The sequence below is a fragment of the Limnofasciculus baicalensis BBK-W-15 genome, from assembly GCF_024178385.1.
In the GTDB taxonomy this organism is placed as follows: Bacteria; Cyanobacteriota; Cyanobacteriia; order Cyanobacteriales; family Coleofasciculaceae; genus Limnofasciculus; species Limnofasciculus baicalensis.
The window spans coordinates 1,342-16,002 of sequence record NZ_JAMZMM010000122.1 but is presented as its reverse complement, the minus strand read 5'-3'; the positions used below and the strand labels follow the sequence as shown (position 1 = coordinate 16,002).

At 40.7% G+C, this 14,661-nt stretch carries 12 protein-coding genes and 1 pseudogene; 10 read left to right on the top strand and 3 right to left on the bottom strand.

What is annotated here, in order from left to right:
• From NJ959_RS13705 to NJ959_RS13670, 8 genes and pseudogenes are all read left to right on the top strand, one after another.
• Nucleotides 1-300: pseudogene (locus tag NJ959_RS13705) on the top strand (hypothetical protein); the annotation flags it as partial.
• A gap of 108 nt (nucleotides 301-408) precedes the next feature.
• Nucleotides 409-2,142: a serine hydrolase gene (locus NJ959_RS13700; protein WP_254012313.1), complete on the top strand. Its 1,734-nt coding sequence runs from the start codon at nucleotides 409-411 to the stop codon at nucleotides 2,140-2,142.
• 111 nt (nucleotides 2,143-2,253) lie between these two features.
• On the top strand, nucleotides 2,254-2,883 hold the full coding sequence (locus NJ959_RS13695) for a hypothetical protein (protein WP_254012312.1): 630 nt from the start codon (nucleotides 2,254-2,256) through the stop codon (nucleotides 2,881-2,883).
• Nucleotides 2,884-2,999: 116 nt separating this feature from the next.
• Nucleotides 3,000-3,443, top strand: a complete 444-nt coding sequence (locus NJ959_RS13690) for a DUF29 family protein (RefSeq protein WP_254012311.1) — start codon at nucleotides 3,000-3,002, stop codon at nucleotides 3,441-3,443.
• 99 nt (nucleotides 3,444-3,542) lie between these two features.
• Nucleotides 3,543-3,986, top strand: a complete 444-nt coding sequence (locus tag NJ959_RS13685) for a bis(5'-nucleosyl)-tetraphosphatase (RefSeq protein ID WP_256529187.1) — start codon at nucleotides 3,543-3,545, stop codon at nucleotides 3,984-3,986.
• Nucleotides 3,987-4,119: 133 nt separating this feature from the next.
• Nucleotides 4,120-5,361: an AAA family ATPase gene (locus NJ959_RS13680; protein ID WP_254012310.1), complete on the top strand. Its 1,242-nt coding sequence runs from the start codon at nucleotides 4,120-4,122 to the stop codon at nucleotides 5,359-5,361.
• A gap of 313 nt (nucleotides 5,362-5,674) precedes the next feature.
• Nucleotides 5,675-5,893, top strand: coding sequence for a hypothetical protein (locus tag NJ959_RS13675; RefSeq protein ID WP_254012309.1), 219 nt, complete (start codon nucleotides 5,675-5,677; stop codon nucleotides 5,891-5,893).
• A gap of 149 nt (nucleotides 5,894-6,042) precedes the next feature.
• A complete protein-coding gene (locus tag NJ959_RS13670; protein WP_254012308.1) occupies nucleotides 6,043-7,581 on the top strand; it encodes an Ig-like domain-containing domain in 1,539 nt (512 codons plus the stop codon).
• Nucleotides 7,582-8,064: 483 nt separating this feature from the next.
• On the opposite strand, the gene NJ959_RS13665 is transcribed toward NJ959_RS13670, so the two are convergent.
• The 3 genes from NJ959_RS13665 to miaB form a co-directional block, all read right to left on the bottom strand.
• On the bottom strand, nucleotides 8,065-8,799 hold the full coding sequence (locus NJ959_RS13665) for a hypothetical protein (RefSeq protein WP_254012307.1): 735 nt from the start codon (nucleotides 8,797-8,799) through the stop codon (nucleotides 8,065-8,067).
• A gap of 30 nt (nucleotides 8,800-8,829) precedes the next feature.
• The gene (locus NJ959_RS13660) at nucleotides 8,830-10,842 is read right to left on the bottom strand and encodes an eCIS core domain-containing protein (protein ID WP_254012306.1); all 2,013 of its coding nucleotides are present in this window, start codon (nucleotides 10,840-10,842) and stop codon (nucleotides 8,830-8,832) included.
• A 395-nt stretch (nucleotides 10,843-11,237) separates the two neighbouring features.
• On the bottom strand, nucleotides 11,238-12,578 hold the full coding sequence (gene miaB, locus NJ959_RS13655; RefSeq protein ID WP_254012305.1) for a tRNA (N6-isopentenyl adenosine(37)-C2)-methylthiotransferase MiaB: 1,341 nt from the start codon (nucleotides 12,576-12,578) through the stop codon (nucleotides 11,238-11,240).
• A gap of 382 nt (nucleotides 12,579-12,960) precedes the next feature.
• Here miaB and NJ959_RS13650 point away from each other — a divergent pair, with 382 nt between their 5' ends.
• Nucleotides 12,961-13,656, top strand: coding sequence for a hypothetical protein (locus tag NJ959_RS13650; RefSeq protein ID WP_256529188.1), 696 nt, complete (start codon nucleotides 12,961-12,963; stop codon nucleotides 13,654-13,656).
• 50 nt (nucleotides 13,657-13,706) lie between these two features.
• Complete coding sequence (locus tag NJ959_RS13645) at nucleotides 13,707-14,216, top strand: hypothetical protein (protein ID WP_254012303.1); 510 nt, start codon at nucleotides 13,707-13,709, stop codon at nucleotides 14,214-14,216.
• The last annotated feature ends 445 nt before the right edge of the window (nucleotides 14,217-14,661 follow it).

Genomic DNA, 14,661 nt, shown 5'->3' with positions numbered 1-14,661 from the left:
GAAGCTGCCATTGGAAATCATTCCCCATTCCCCACTCCAAAAAACCCATTCCCCACTCCCCCCCCCACAGAGACGGCATCTTTAGATGTGTTAGAAGCTTACTTCCAGCACCTAGAAACTGTATTATTGAAGATTGGTTATCTTTATCCTCATACTGCGATCGCCCGGATGGAAAAGTTTCGACGGTTGCTGCACCGAGCATCTCCAAGCCCAGAGGAAGTAAAAATGCTCAGAGGTATTCTCCGTCAGACAGAATGGGCGTTACAATCTTTGCAAAAGACTGTTAATGATGGGGAGTAGGGAGGAGTGGGAGGAGTTTTAATTCAAAACTTAAAACTCAAAACTCAAAACTCAAAACTCAAAACTCAAAACTCTCCATTTTAAGATTAGTTGTGTTGGAGGTGACTGGTGAGAGCGTCTACAAATAACAGGCGTAACCCTGAAAATTCAGATCCGGAAAAACGGCGGGAATCCCCGACGGGGGAACGTCGTTATCGTCGCAAACAGTCTCCCAAAGCGGCGGAAATTCCTGTAGCATCTCCACCACCGCAACTAAACTTGCGGCGGGGGAAGCGCAATCCTGGTAAAGGCAATAGTCAGGAAGCAACTTCTCAGACTCCACCCAAAAGCCGCAAATCTGTACCTTCAACGCCACCTTCTACCCAGGAATCAAAGTCTAAAACGGGAATACGGCGTTCACCCGCACCTGCTAAACCGCCAAAAAGTCCACAGACTAAACCTTCAGCAGCATCCAGCAAGCGCCCTCTGTTAGGGGAATTACGCTTAGGTGAGAAGATTATTTCTGAGATATCAAAAATTAACCTCACCCCGGCGATATCAAAACTGAGGGAGATACCGGAACTTTTACTCAAAAAAAGTGCTGAGATAGGTAAAACTTTAAACAAACGCTCGGTAACCGAGTCTAAATCTGTAAAACCTCCCACTAAAGCGAAAAAAGAGGCAAGAAAACCTCAGCGTCAGCCAATTAAAGCAGTAACATTACCTACGCCAATCCCAATCAATAAAAATGCTACCAAACGCGATGGCAGATCCCTAAAAATTCAACCCCCCCCCACACCAAAACCTCGCCAAGTGCGAAGTAGGAAAAAACGCCAGTTTACACCATTACTTTATCTGGTTAGGTTATTGATTTTGGGTATTGGTATTGGTGCGATCGCAGGAACATTATTGTCTATTATCGATCCTGGCAGTAAGTTGAGTGTCCAAGCTAATGGTAATATCGATCGTCCCGCTAAAGAAAGCCCTAGTAAATCCAGCACTTCTAAATTATTACCACAGAAACAGGAAATTGCTGGACTAAAAGCGAAAATCCAAACTCTAATCGCGCAAAACTCTAAATTACAACCGGGAGTTTTCGTTGTAGATTTGGATACGGGTGCTTATTTGGACTTTCAGAGTAATGTCAGTTTTCCCGCAGCTAGCACGATTAAAATACCAATTTTAGTAGCCTTCTTTCAAGATGTAGATGCGGGTAAAATTCGCTTAGATGAACCGATGCTCCTGGAGCCAGACGCGATCGCATCTGGTTCTGGAAATCTACAATACCAGAAACCAGGAACCAAGTACACTGCCTTGGAAATCGCCACCAAGATGAGTACGATTAGCGATAACACTGCCACCAATATGATTATCAAGAAACTAGGTGGGGCACAAGCGCTTAATCAACGATTCCATGATTGGGGATTGACAACAACTGTAATTAATAATCCTCTGCCAGATTTGGAAGGGACAAATACCAGCAATCCCAAAGATTTAACAACCTTAATATTCCGGGTGAATGAAGGGGAATTGCTGTCTTTGCGATCGCGCGATCGCTTATTAAATATAATGCAGCAAACGGTTAATAATTCCCTAATTCCTCAAGGATTAGAGCCTGGTGCGACTATTGCGCATAAAACTGGCGATATTGGCTCAATGATTGGCGATGCTGGCTTGGTAGATATGCCCAGTGGGAAACGTTACGTTATTGCAATTATGGTTAAACGTCCCCATAATGATGGTAGTGCCTCCGAGTTAGTCCGGCAAATTTCTCGCGCTGTTTATCAGTCTTTAAATAAACCAAATGCTACCCCAACTTCAAATGCTAATCATTTGCCAACTACTTCACAGGCGTTAGAGTGAGATGGGGAGTGGATCAGCGGATGCCGTATCGGGAGGTGGGGAATTGCTAATTTTTCTAAACATCTAATATCTAATGTCTAACCTATTTTCTAATTGTTAGAGAATGAAACAATGTCTTACAGTGAATTTACGATCAAGGATATTAAAAATAAGTTTCACCTAAAAATTATAGAAGAAGTGGAGCTGTTTTTAAATGTAGATCCAGTTAAGCCGAATGCTATTTTGATCGATATTTTAGCTGAAAACATGCCTTTGGCATTGAGGATTGATACAGAAAAAGCTAGATCTGAGATGATTGTTGCTCCAGTTTTAATTGAATTGCGGAAACTGTTTAACCGTCAAATCAGTTTATTTTCTGGTACAGAATTCAATGTTGATAAATCTCAAGGGCTTAACGGTACTTGTGATTTTATTATCAGTCATTCACCTGAGCAGTTATCTGTAACTGCACCAATTGCTACCTTGGTGGAAGCTGAAAATGATAATATAAAATTAGGTATTCCTCAGTGCATTGCTGAAATGGTAGCGGCTCAAATTTTTAACCAGCAAGAAAATAATCATATTCCCTTTATTTATGGTGTGGTAACAACAGGAAGTATTTGGAAATTTCTGAAGTTGACAGGTACTACGGTTTATATAGAACCGAAAGAACATTTTATTGAAAATATTGAATTACTTTTCGGTATTCTATCACAGATGATTCATGAAACTCGCCCAACTATTCTAGGAAATGGGGAGTAGGGAGTAGGGAGTAGGGAGTAGGGAATTGCTAATTGTTCTAAACATCCAATATCTAAACTCTAGCATCTAGCATCTAGCCTCTAAAATAGAAATAACCTAAGATTGAGTAACTAGTTATGGAAGAATTACTTACCCTGAAAGATTTACTGATAAAGGGCGATATTAAAGGTTCATTAACAATAGTTGAAGAATTGGTAGAAATGGGACGAAAAGATATAATTAAGACGATTCGCAGTTATGGAGTAATTCTCTTATTACATCTAATTAAACAGAAAGCAGAAAATCGCACAACTCGCTCATGGGATATCTCAATTCGTAATTCTGTTCTAGAAATTCAGGAAGAAAATAAGCGTTCCGAATCAGGAGGGTTTTATCTCCCACCAGAAGAGTTGAATCTAGTGCTAGAATCCGCATACCGACAGGCTATTAATAAAGCTTCTCTAGAAGTAGCAGAAGGGCGCTATGAAGTGAGAGAATTGGAACAATTGGTTAATAAACAAGAATTGATTAATCTGGCAATGAATTTAATTACACAGATAGAGGAGTCAACTGAAGGATGAAGGATGAAAAGGTGACGGCTTCGCCTGCCTTCAGCATCGCATTTTAGTTTCCCCATAATTTTGTATTATGTTATAATACAGTCTTTCTCCTACCCTCCCATGCGACACGTCAAATCATGCGGTATCCTGGTGATGCGTACTCAGCCTCAATTAAGTTTCCTCTTGATGCAGCAGCATTCTCAACGCTACGATTTACCAAAAGGTCATATTGAAGTTGGGGAAGATGAGTTAGGCTGTGCATTGCGGGAACTTTATGAGGAAACTGGAATTCCTGCGACTGCTATACATTTAGATTTTGCCTTTCGATTCACTAATAGTTATACAACTCACTATAATAAATTTGGCAATGAAAAAATAGAGAAAACTGTGGTAATTTTCTTGGGTTGGTTGATGGAAGAAGTGACTGTAACACTGAGCGAACATGGCAGTTATCAATGGGTAAACTGGAACCCACCTCATATTATTCAGAAAAAAATGATTAATCCATTACTGGAACAATTAGATAAATATTTTCAGGAAGATAGAACAAGAATTATCTGTTAATAACGCAGAGGCTATGCTAACAGGCAAGATGCCTGTTCTACGAATTATAAATATAAGGCAAAGCCTCTATTTATAGTAGCGTGATAGGATTACAATGTAAATTGCAACAGAAAACCATAATCCCTAAATTAAAATGAAAATCAAAAAGCTGATTACAAAAGCACTCAACCTTCCCTCTACTGCGATTGCCTACTATGTCAGTCAGGAATTAGCCGGAATTTATCCAGATAAAGCTGTGGTGGAGGGGAATGATTGTTCCTTTGATGTAGAAGCCTACGCCCAAGGAAGAAAATGCACTATTGAACAAAATATCTCAATTCATAACCAGTTTTCAACAAGCTGGGATGGCATGGATAATAAAATCAATCAAAGTGCCAAAAATGCTTGGTTAAAGGTGTCATGGAATGGACAGAGTATCAAAGTTATCTTAATGAGTTGGCAGGATGGCTGGAATACTATTGAATATTACTGGGTAATTGCTGATACTCAAAATATTGCTGAATCTTTCTTTGCTGCTGTTTGTGAATGGAATGGCACAATTCGCGAGGAAGTTCTAGTTTTTGAAGAAGGCGGATGGAAAAAAAATCCTAGTCTCTTTCAAGCTATCAAGAGTGCAACCTTTGATAATCTCATCTTGCCCGGTACTCTGAAACAAGAGATTCAAGATGATGTAGAAAACTTTTTTGCCTCTCGCCCTACATATCAAACCTACGGTGTACCTTGGAAGCGAGGTATTTTATTTATCGGTTCCCCTGGTAATGGCAAAACCCATACTGTCAAAGCTCTTATTAATAAAATGCAGCAGCCTTGTCTCTATGTCAAAAGTTTTAAGTCTCGGTATGAAACCGATAATGACAATATCCGGAAAGCTTTCAAAAAGGCAAGACAGTCTGCACCCTGTATTCTAGTATTAGAGGATCTCGATTCTCTGGTTGATAAGGAAAATCGTTCGTTTTTCTTGAATGAATTAGATGGTTTTGCTGATAATGTGGGTATTGTCACTTTAGCTACCACTAATCATCCTGAACGTTTAGATCCCGCAATTATAGATCGCCCTAGTCGCTTTGATCGAAAATATCACTTTGAATTACCATCTATAACTGAGCGAGTGGCTTATATTGAGTTATGGAATCATAATCTAAACGAAGATATGGGTTTATCTGAGGCAGGGATTCATCATATTGCTCAAATAACTGATGGTTTTTCCTTCGCTTATCTGAAAGAATTATTTCTTTCCTCAATGGTACGGTGGATGGGGGTGATAGAGTTGGGGGCAATGGAGAAGATAATGATGGAGCAAGTAGCGGTTTTGGCAGAGCAAATGATTAGCGCTACCCAAGATTTAGACAAGTCACAGCCCTCAGAATTAAATTAGTTGTTGGTTGTTAGTTGTTGGTTGTTTGTTGTTGGTTGTTGGTGAAATAAGTACTCTGGAATATAGTTCAATGAAATTGCATAATTATTTATATCTAATCGCAAAACTTTAGTACCTATTATTAGCGTAAAGTGTCACATAATAGGTTGCAATTAGTGGGGTCTGGGGTGTAGGGATCTCAGTAAGGGGCGTACCCACACCCCAAATTGCTGTAGGTACTTTACCAAATCTTTACAAAGCTTTACTGAAAAAACATGAAATTTTAATTAAAATAACAATTACAAACTTCCAATTTTATTTACAATTGGTGCTTATGATAGCTGCACACAAGTTTTGCCGATGGGAAATCAGCAGCAGTTCCAGTCAACTTGCTGGCTTGTTTGCCGAAACCATGAGAAATGGACAGATCAGCTTTACAGACTGGAATGACTTGATTACAGCCCCTGTGGATCGCAGTTTCACCTCTGATGATGAAGATGTCCTGACTCGGATGATATACGGGGTGCGTCATGGATTCGTCAAGGTGATTTAACTTGACAACAGGGGCTAGGGCGTGTTTTATTCCCTTCATCAGGACTTACGCAAAATCTGTCATTAAACTCCATATATAGTAGGATGCGTTACATAACGCACCCTACAGATAGCCTAACTGCGTAAGTCCTATTCATACTTAGTTAAATAATGTCAGGACAAACTCTAAGGAATAACAAATTACTTCAACCAATTGATCGTCTGGCATTAGGCGTAATCCTTGTCCTGGGCGTACTAATAGGTTTATTATTATTAACAGGCGATCGCACTGCCCCTCGCATTCGGGATTTCAGTTGGCAGGATCGACAGATAAGTGCAGATGATACTGCATTTATCCTCACCTTTAGTCGCCCCATGAACCACGCTAGTGTGGAACAAAATATTAAACTTGATGCCCTTGTTCCAGATACTAAGCAAGGTAAGGTAGACAATTTAAAAATTGATGGTAAAATAAGTTGGGCTGGGCGGAAAATGGCTTATACTTTACTCTCTCCCCTACCTTATGGTACAGCATATAAATTGGAACTGCAAGGGGCAACAGATCAATTACTAGCAGGGAAAAGTAAGGGAACCGAAATCCAACCGTTTACTGCGTCTTTCCGTAGCCGCGATCGCGCTTTTGCCTACATAGGGGTTGAAGCTGAAGAAGTGGGACGGTTAATTCTCTACAATTTAACTCAGCAGCAGAAAACTATCCTAACACCTCCAGACTTAGTAGTGATGGACTTTGAACCATACTCTGATGGAGAGAAAATTTTATTATCTGCCAACGATCGCCAAAATGAAATCAAGGGATTACTTACTCAACAATTATACACCATAACTACAGGACTATCCTTTGGCTCATCCGCCAGCCAAGCACCAGGCAAACTCGAATTAGTTTTGGATAGTAAAGAATATCAAAATTTGCAATTTGATTTATCTCCTGATGGCAAAACTATTGTAGTGCAGCGAGTCAACCGCAAAAATCCGGCTGAGTTTGGCTTGTGGATTCTTCCGCATAACACTAAACCAAAACCATTTACCGCCCCGCCAGGAGGTAACTTTTTAATTACGGCTGATAGTCAATCTTTGGCACTACTTCAGGGGCAAGGATTAGGGATTTTATCGTTACCAACAGGAAAGCAAATTGATTTTATGCCTCAGTTTGAGCAAGTGATTGGTTTTGCCAGGGATAATTCATTAGGGGCGATGATGAAATTTAATCGAGATCCCAAGAATCCGACGCGATCGCTCTTTTTGTGGGATAATAATAAAGGTACGAACAAAGAACTAATCCGCACCACAGGTTCAATTCTCAATTGCCAGTTTACCCCCAATAAGGAAAAGCTTTACTGTTTGCTCACCCAAGTAATTAAAGGGGAAACATATAGAGAACAACCCTTTATTGCTGCTATCAACCTAAAAGATGACAAAAATAGTAAGGAGAAGCCCGTACAGCCTTTAGCAATATTGCCTGAACAACAGGATATTTCCATGAGTTTATCTCCAGATGGATTGGCGTTATTATTCGACCAAATTGTCACTAAACCTGCCTCAGAAACGGACGCATTGAGGAAAAATGGACAAGCAATAGCAAATGCTCGTTTATGGCTTTTACCTTTAGTTGATAGTACAACTTCAAATCCCCCAAATCAATTGCAACCTGAAGAATTGTTACCGGGTTTTCATCCTCGTTGGCTTCCTTAAGTAAAGAGATAGCTAGTGTTGGGCAATTAGAGTAAGCACAGCGACGCATTGACGGAGGGCTGAATCCAATTCACCAACCTGAAGGTCGAACCACTCCATGAAAACACAACCCGCTCGTTGTCAGGTGTAACGAAATCGAAAGTAACTTGCTCTTTTTGTTGGGAGCTGACTACTCGCCAGCTACCATTTTGCAAATTTACCTTCGTCGGGTTGACACGCGAATGAACTTGGACTTGGGTGATGACTACAAGCGAAATACCTAAAACTAGGCAGAGAAGAAAGAAGTTGTCTACTTTATAACGCAGATTCAATCTTCGGATATCCCTTGAAAACTCCATAAGATTCACTATAATGAACTTCTGTACTAAAACAGTTTCATCTAGGGCATTTTCTGCTGAATCATTTGGATTGGATTATCAATCTGTTCCCCAATTTTATCCGCTGCTGCTGCCTTTTGTTCATTCAAGTTATGAAGGGATGGCACTACGAACGTAAAGAGACACTCCGGACAATTACACGAGTAAGGGGTAGCAGATGGTTTAAATTTTCCAATGCTTCCAGCCAGTGAGATAGAGCCGCATAATCGGTGCTACCAAAATCTATGTTCATTTCATATTTTTGAGCCTCAACTTGATATAAACCTCCCCAATTATGGATAGTACCGTGCTTTTCTGACTCACGATTCCAGTCTACTCTTGCTTGCTCTAAGGCAACTTCAATTAATTTAATTTGCGCTTGTGAAAGTTCCTGTATTATCTGTAATTCTAAATAGATATCAGGCCAAGCAAACCATTCCCATTCAACGGGGAAGTAGAAGCTTTCAGAAATTGGTGGAGCAGGTGGTTCGCTATATTTTTTTAACTCCTCAATTGGTAGCACTTGCCACCAGGCTTCAAGTCGATACTCTCGATCGGGTAGCAATGGGTTATCTGGAGTTATTTGCAAATCGGGATGAGCTTCACATCTCCAACTAATTAAACTTGAATATCCAAAGTTATCAGGTCCAATCAAATCGACATCTAAATAGGCAATATTCTTTTGATCGTAACGAACTAAACTATTTGGTCCCGGTACAAGAAAGAATCCGCTGCGCATATCAAGACCTGTTTGGATGTAAATCTGTTCCGCAAGTTGCCGAGCTAGCACCTCACAAAAATTATTACTACAGTTTAGTGTGCTACAGAAAAGTGATAGCCACTTGTGTTTTTTTACGATCATAAGTTTATTCTCCTCAGTATAGTTGATGTTTTATGGGACAGCCCGCGCTGCTCTAATAAGCGCCCAGACTACAGCAAAAGAGGCAGGATCATCTAATATTCCTGCACCAGCCGTGAGAATATCTTCAGCAAGAGTTGCTATTGCGATACCTACAGCAGCGCCAATCAAATAATTTTTGACCTCTGGATGTTCAGTTAAGAAACGTTGTACTGCTGCATCAACATCTTCACCTGTTTCGACTACTCGTTTAATAAATTTTACTATTTCTTGGTATACTTTCTCCTTCTCTTCTTGTTTCCTTTTTCGTTTGTAGTAAGTAATCACACCAGGAAATTGTGGGTATTGTTGAGCTACTAATTCATTTTGTGCATCGAACGGAATCACTCGCTTTGGATACTGTGTACCGATTTGCCATATTACATTTTGGTCACAGTTCTTTTGGGCGAAGCTGCGATATCTTTCCGCTTCTACTACACCTTGGGCAGATCCTGGATAGGTTTTTATTTCGTAGATAGCATAGTTTGTTAAATCTACAATATCAGCATAACCAATTCCTCCATTAGGCCCAGAACTTGGAATAGAAAACTCAACTGCTGAATTTGAGTTAATATTATGCTTGTAATCCTGTTCTATTAACAGGTGTTCTTGATTGCCAGGATATCGACCAGTTTCACGGCAAGATGGCTGCATAGCAATAGTCTGAGCTTGTACATATTGCGGGTTACTAACAGCCGAAAGTAAATTAACTACTTGATTAGATTCAGGAGTTTTCTGAACTTCTTCTTGAGGTACAGGTTCAGTTTGAGTTGGCTGTTTTTGTTCTTTTGTTCGTAGTGGTTTTACCTCTGATTCAGGATACACTTCAGCTTCAGAAGCTGAAGTGTATCCTGATTGTTCATTTTCAGTAATTACTTGCGAGATAGAATCTACTTCTTTTTCCTGGGAAGTATCTTTTTTCCCTACCTCAAGATTTCTCTGCACCGCACCTGTCTGCTGCACCACATGAGTCAACTCATGTGCCAACAACTCCTGTCCCCCCTTACTCCCAGGGTCATATTCCCCCTGCTTAAAAAAGATATCCTGCCCCGTAGTAAACGCTTTCGCCTGAATTGAACGATTAAGCTGGTCAGATTGGGCATCGGTATGAACTTTTACCCCACTGAAATCAGCCCCAAATGCCCCCTCCATCGGTTCCCGAATAGATTCATCAAGCCCTTGTCCACCACCTTTTGCCTGCTGTATCCCCTGTTCCACATCCTGAATTACATCACTTCCACCACCAGTAACACTCTCACCCCGGCGCATCACAGTTATATTCGGTACTGAAGTTTCCCCTAACTCTGACTGACGCTGCACTGACTGCTCTTGTTGAGGCGCATTAATCTTCTCCACCACATCCCGCGCTACAGCATCAGCCTCTTGCTCATACTTATCCCCCACTTCTCCCACCGTCAGTTTCGCCTGAATTGGTTCCTTTTCCTCTTTCTCTGCTAATTCCCCCTCACACTCAGCACACAACCGCTGAATTGTCCCATCATCAGGTGATGCTTGTCGCTGCTGCTTTTCAATCCCTACTTCAAATCCCTCTTTTTCTTCCTCCCCAACAGAAACTTCCTCTCGCTGGACTGTTTCCTGTTCACCTAACCCATCAGTCTGGAGCAAAGAAAACGGACTCAATATCGAATTCTCTAATGGTGGTGCAGAAGGTGCAAATACAGAAATATTAGCCGCACTAGTTTCACCTTCCGCTTGCTCTTGGCTATTTTCCTCTTCAACTTCCTCTCGCTGGACTGTTGGAATACTAACCCCGTTGTAACGAAATTCTGCCCCAATCATCTTTTCTTCAAAGGAACGAGTATCCTTTGGTGTCGATACATCCTTGTCACGAGGCGAAAACGGACGTGTCTGTAATATATCGTTGGTTGTGGGTAATTTAGATTCTCTCGATCCCAAACCATTACTGAAGGGACGGCTTTTGAGGATATCTGGAGCCGGAGTAGGCTCCCAAGGGTTTTTTCTCTGGATGCGCTTCCTGGAACTCATAGACACCTCTCAGACCGTGAAGTATCTCAATATTAAGGGGAATTTAGCGAACTGACAAGTCAGCGCTTCGCTCTCGCACCCCAACTAATTAAAAAAACTTAACAATGTGCTGCGTATCACCTCAGCATCTAAACCTATTAGACCTTTATCTCTTTAGACTATTAAAGCTGGGTCTTCTGTACTCAGTGTGCCAAACTATTAGTTTAAGTATTTACAAGACAATCTCTGTCTGAATTGAAGTACACAATACCTCAAATTCACTCAAACAAGAGGTGGATTCATTGTCCTGCAATAACTTATGCTAATATTTTATATTAATTTAGCACATTAAGTACGGAAGACCCTTGAACTCCGAACTCCGTTGGCGTAGCCTGCGCGAAGCGCATACTCCGAACTCAGATCACCACCCCCGTAAGACTAAAAGGACGAATTTCAGTAATCTTAACCTTCACTAATTGCCCCTTTAATTCTCCAATATCCCCATTAAAGAAAGTAAGACGATTCCCTTGTGTACGCCCCATCACCTGATTGGGATCTTTCAGATTTTGGTCTTCTACTAACACTTCCTCAATCCTACCAAAATAACGTTGCGATCGCGCCCCTGCCTTTACCCCCACCAAATGATTCAAGCGCTGGAGTCTGTCGCTTTTTACCTCTTCACTAAGCTGACTTTCCCATAGCGCTGCTGGCGTGCCAGGGCGAGGGGAATAAGCAGCCGTATTTACCAGATCGAATTCAATATCTTCTACTAATTTCAAAGTATTCTCAAACTGTGCCTCAGTCTCCCCAGGAAATCCAACAATTGCATCGGCACTAATGGCGGCATCGGGCATATACTCGCGAATCTTATCGATAATGGCGCGATATTTTTGGTGAGTATAACCCCGCGCCATTGCCTTAAGAATATCATTATCTCCCGATTGAAAAGGAATGTGGAAATGTTCGCAAACCTTGGGCAAATCGTGACAAGCGCGAATTAATCTTTCGGTAAAATAACGAGGATGACTGGTGGCAAAGCGAATCCGTTCAATTCCGGGTACATCGCGAACAAAATGGAGTAAATCTGTTAAAGTATGTAAGTGACGACCAGTTTCAGTTACACCTGGTAAGTCTCGTCCGTAAGCATCGATATTTTGTCCTAGTAAAGTTATTTCTTTATACCCTTGTTTGCCCAATTCCTCCATTTCAGCACGAATTGCTTCCGGAGTGCGAGATTGTTCAATTCCCCGCACGTTTGGCACTACACAATAGGTACAACGTTCATTACATCCGTAAATAATATTTACCCAAGCAGTAACCGTACTATCGCGGCGGGGTTTAGTGATATCCTCGACAATATTAATCGCTTCAGTAGCAACAACCTGGTTGCCATCAAATACTGTTTCCAGTAAATCTTTTAAACGATTCGCATGTTGAGGTCCCATCACTAAGTCTAATTCTGGTACTCGCCGCAAGAGAGATTCTCCTTCCTGCTGCGCTACGCAACCTGCTACTATTAAGGTAAGATCGGGTTGTTCGTGCTTACGTTTTGCTTGTCTGCCCAGATAGGAATAGACTTTTTGCTCGGCATTATCCCGAATCGTGCAAGTATTATATAAGATGAGGCTAGCATCGTTGGGGTCTTCTGACCACTGGAACCCCATGTCTTCCAGAATACCAGCCATGCGTTCGGAGTCGGCCTTGTTCATTTGGCAGCCGAAGGTGGTGATGTGGTAGCGGCGGGGAGTGGTGGTCATCTTGAGTTACAGAGGAGTTGAAGAAACCTGTCAGATTTTTATTATAGATATTTGGGAGAGGAAACTACCATCAAGTGTAAAATAGAAAGAATTAAAGGTAGGGGGGCTATATCCATAAATCTGTAACAAGGAGCTACAATACTGATTGTAGAGATTGCCTACCCTACAGGCTACAGGATTGTGAAGTTTTAAGTTTGGAATTTTGTAAAACTTTAATTACTTTACGATACTTTATACTCACCGATAGTATAATCTATCAAATAGAGAAGTATTGTTATACTTCTTAATAGTTTTTTTTTTACCAACTATAAAATATAATGTAATAACATAAGGAGGGCAGAATTTATGATCCAAACAATCAGTTGCGGGGGTGGCAGATCTTTTGCAAGCAAAAGAGATTAAGGATAGACTGCGATCGCTGATCGAGGAAGCAGATTCGATAGATCCCAGTTTAGCCAGAAGGTTAGAGGAGATAAATCGCTGGGTTAAAGACATAAAGACTGGTTCGCTGACTGCCAAACGATTCGTCTTGTTATTTCTGCAACAAATCATTAGAGATTCGCAAATTTTGCTAGCTCTCAAAACTCTAGATTCAGAAGAGGAGCGAAAATTATATTACGATCGCATGACACCAACTGAAAAATATTGGTATGGCTATTTATTTCCCAAATGGCTCAATGAAAGCGACACCAAATTTTACATCTGGAAAAAAAAATTGATGGCAGGTGAGTTTTACCATGAAGATGCGGGTATTATTAAAGCTATAGCAACGGAAATCATCCGTCGTCAAGGGACTTTTTGGTACTGCTATGTTGCGGATTTTTCCATGGGAACAGATATAATAGCTAGCAGTAGGCTAGCGAAACCATTGTGTATTCAGCTAACGACAGTCTCCGATGAATTCTCTCAAGAAAAATCACAGCATTGGGAAAATACAATGAAGAATTGGGGTATAGAGAGAGGACTATTCTTAAGCTTCAATCCTACTGATACAAATTTTGTAAATCAAATTGTGAATGTACTATTGTATAACAGCGATCAGCTCAGGACAGGGGTTTATTTAAAGTTCAGTTTATAGTTCAGGTTGAGCTTGTTGAAAAAAACCTTCATAAACCCACTTTAATTAGAATGATTCAAGAAATACAACTTGGCCGTCAAGAAAAATTAGCAAAATTTATCCAACATTTAGAAGAATCACGACAATTGCAGCAAGATTGGATGAATTATGGGCTAGAGTGTGTAGATATTTATGTTGAAGATGTAGATGGAGATTGGCTAGAAAGATGGGGAGAAGAAGAAGATGATGATGATTTAGAAATAGCGGTATCGAGTCAGAATCTGGAAAATGAAAGAGTTATCGAATTAGTGACTGCATTTCTGGAAAGTGACGACTTGGTAGCGGTGAGAATCAGGAAGAAGTTAGGATGGGGAATGATTTCCAGACTTGCTGCTGATTTAGCAAAGTGTTTGAGTCTCCCGGAAGAATATAACCGAATTTTTGCCGTGAAGAATGTCTTAGTGGATAGTCTTGTATGTCGTGGGAGTTATCGGGATTCTGGAAGTGAGAATAATGATGAGATTGATTTATTGGATTTAGCAGAGAGTCTGGTAGAGAAATTAGCCAAAATTAGAGGATAATATTTTTTCTGTAGCCGATAGGTATGAGTACGTTTTTATCTACCCCCGTACTCTCCTATTCGGTTTCAAAACTTACGTTAAAAGTGAAAGAGGTTATGGATATGACACAAGCACAAATTATGTTTTAACCACTGGTGGGTTTCGCTCCTGTCATAGCTATTGTTTTGGTTGGTTATTCTTATAATGGCAGACTGTTTGGGGGAATGGGTAGATGGGGTAATTGGTGATGTGGGTTAGTTTAGACTTTATATCTGTCGCTACAACCGCCAGGGATTAAAATCCCTGTCTCATAGCTTAAGTCAGTTGAAACTGACTCCAGAATAGAGATTTCATTTATTTCCAGAATAGAGATTTCAGTCCATTTTAATGGACTTTAGCTATTAGCCAGTGGTTTTAACCACTGGTGGGTTTCGCTCCTGTCATAGCTATTGTTTTGGTTGGTTAT

Coding starts and splice junctions, on each gene's coding strand:
- NJ959_RS13695 (WP_254012312.1), top strand. CDS start 2,254: ATGTCTTACAGTGAATTTACGATCAAGGATATTAAAAATAAGTTTCAC.
- NJ959_RS13690 (WP_254012311.1), top strand. CDS start 3,000: ATGGAAGAATTACTTACCCTGAAAGATTTACTGATAAAGGGCGATATT.
- NJ959_RS13685 (WP_256529187.1), top strand. CDS start 3,543: ATGCGACACGTCAAATCATGCGGTATCCTGGTGATGCGTACTCAGCCT.
- NJ959_RS13680 (WP_254012310.1), top strand. CDS start 4,120: ATGAAAATCAAAAAGCTGATTACAAAAGCACTCAACCTTCCCTCTACT.
- NJ959_RS13675 (WP_254012309.1), top strand. CDS start 5,675: ATGATAGCTGCACACAAGTTTTGCCGATGGGAAATCAGCAGCAGTTCC.
- NJ959_RS13670 (WP_254012308.1), top strand. CDS start 6,043: ATGTCAGGACAAACTCTAAGGAATAACAAATTACTTCAACCAATTGAT.
- NJ959_RS13665 (WP_254012307.1), bottom strand. CDS start 8,799: ATGATCGTAAAAAAACACAAGTGGCTATCACTTTTCTGTAGCACACTA.
- NJ959_RS13660 (WP_254012306.1), bottom strand. CDS start 10,842: ATGAGTTCCAGGAAGCGCATCCAGAGAAAAAACCCTTGGGAGCCTACT.
- miaB (WP_254012305.1), bottom strand. CDS start 12,578: ATGACCACCACTCCCCGCCGCTACCACATCACCACCTTCGGCTGCCAA.
- NJ959_RS13645 (WP_254012303.1), top strand. CDS start 13,707: ATGATTCAAGAAATACAACTTGGCCGTCAAGAAAAATTAGCAAAATTT.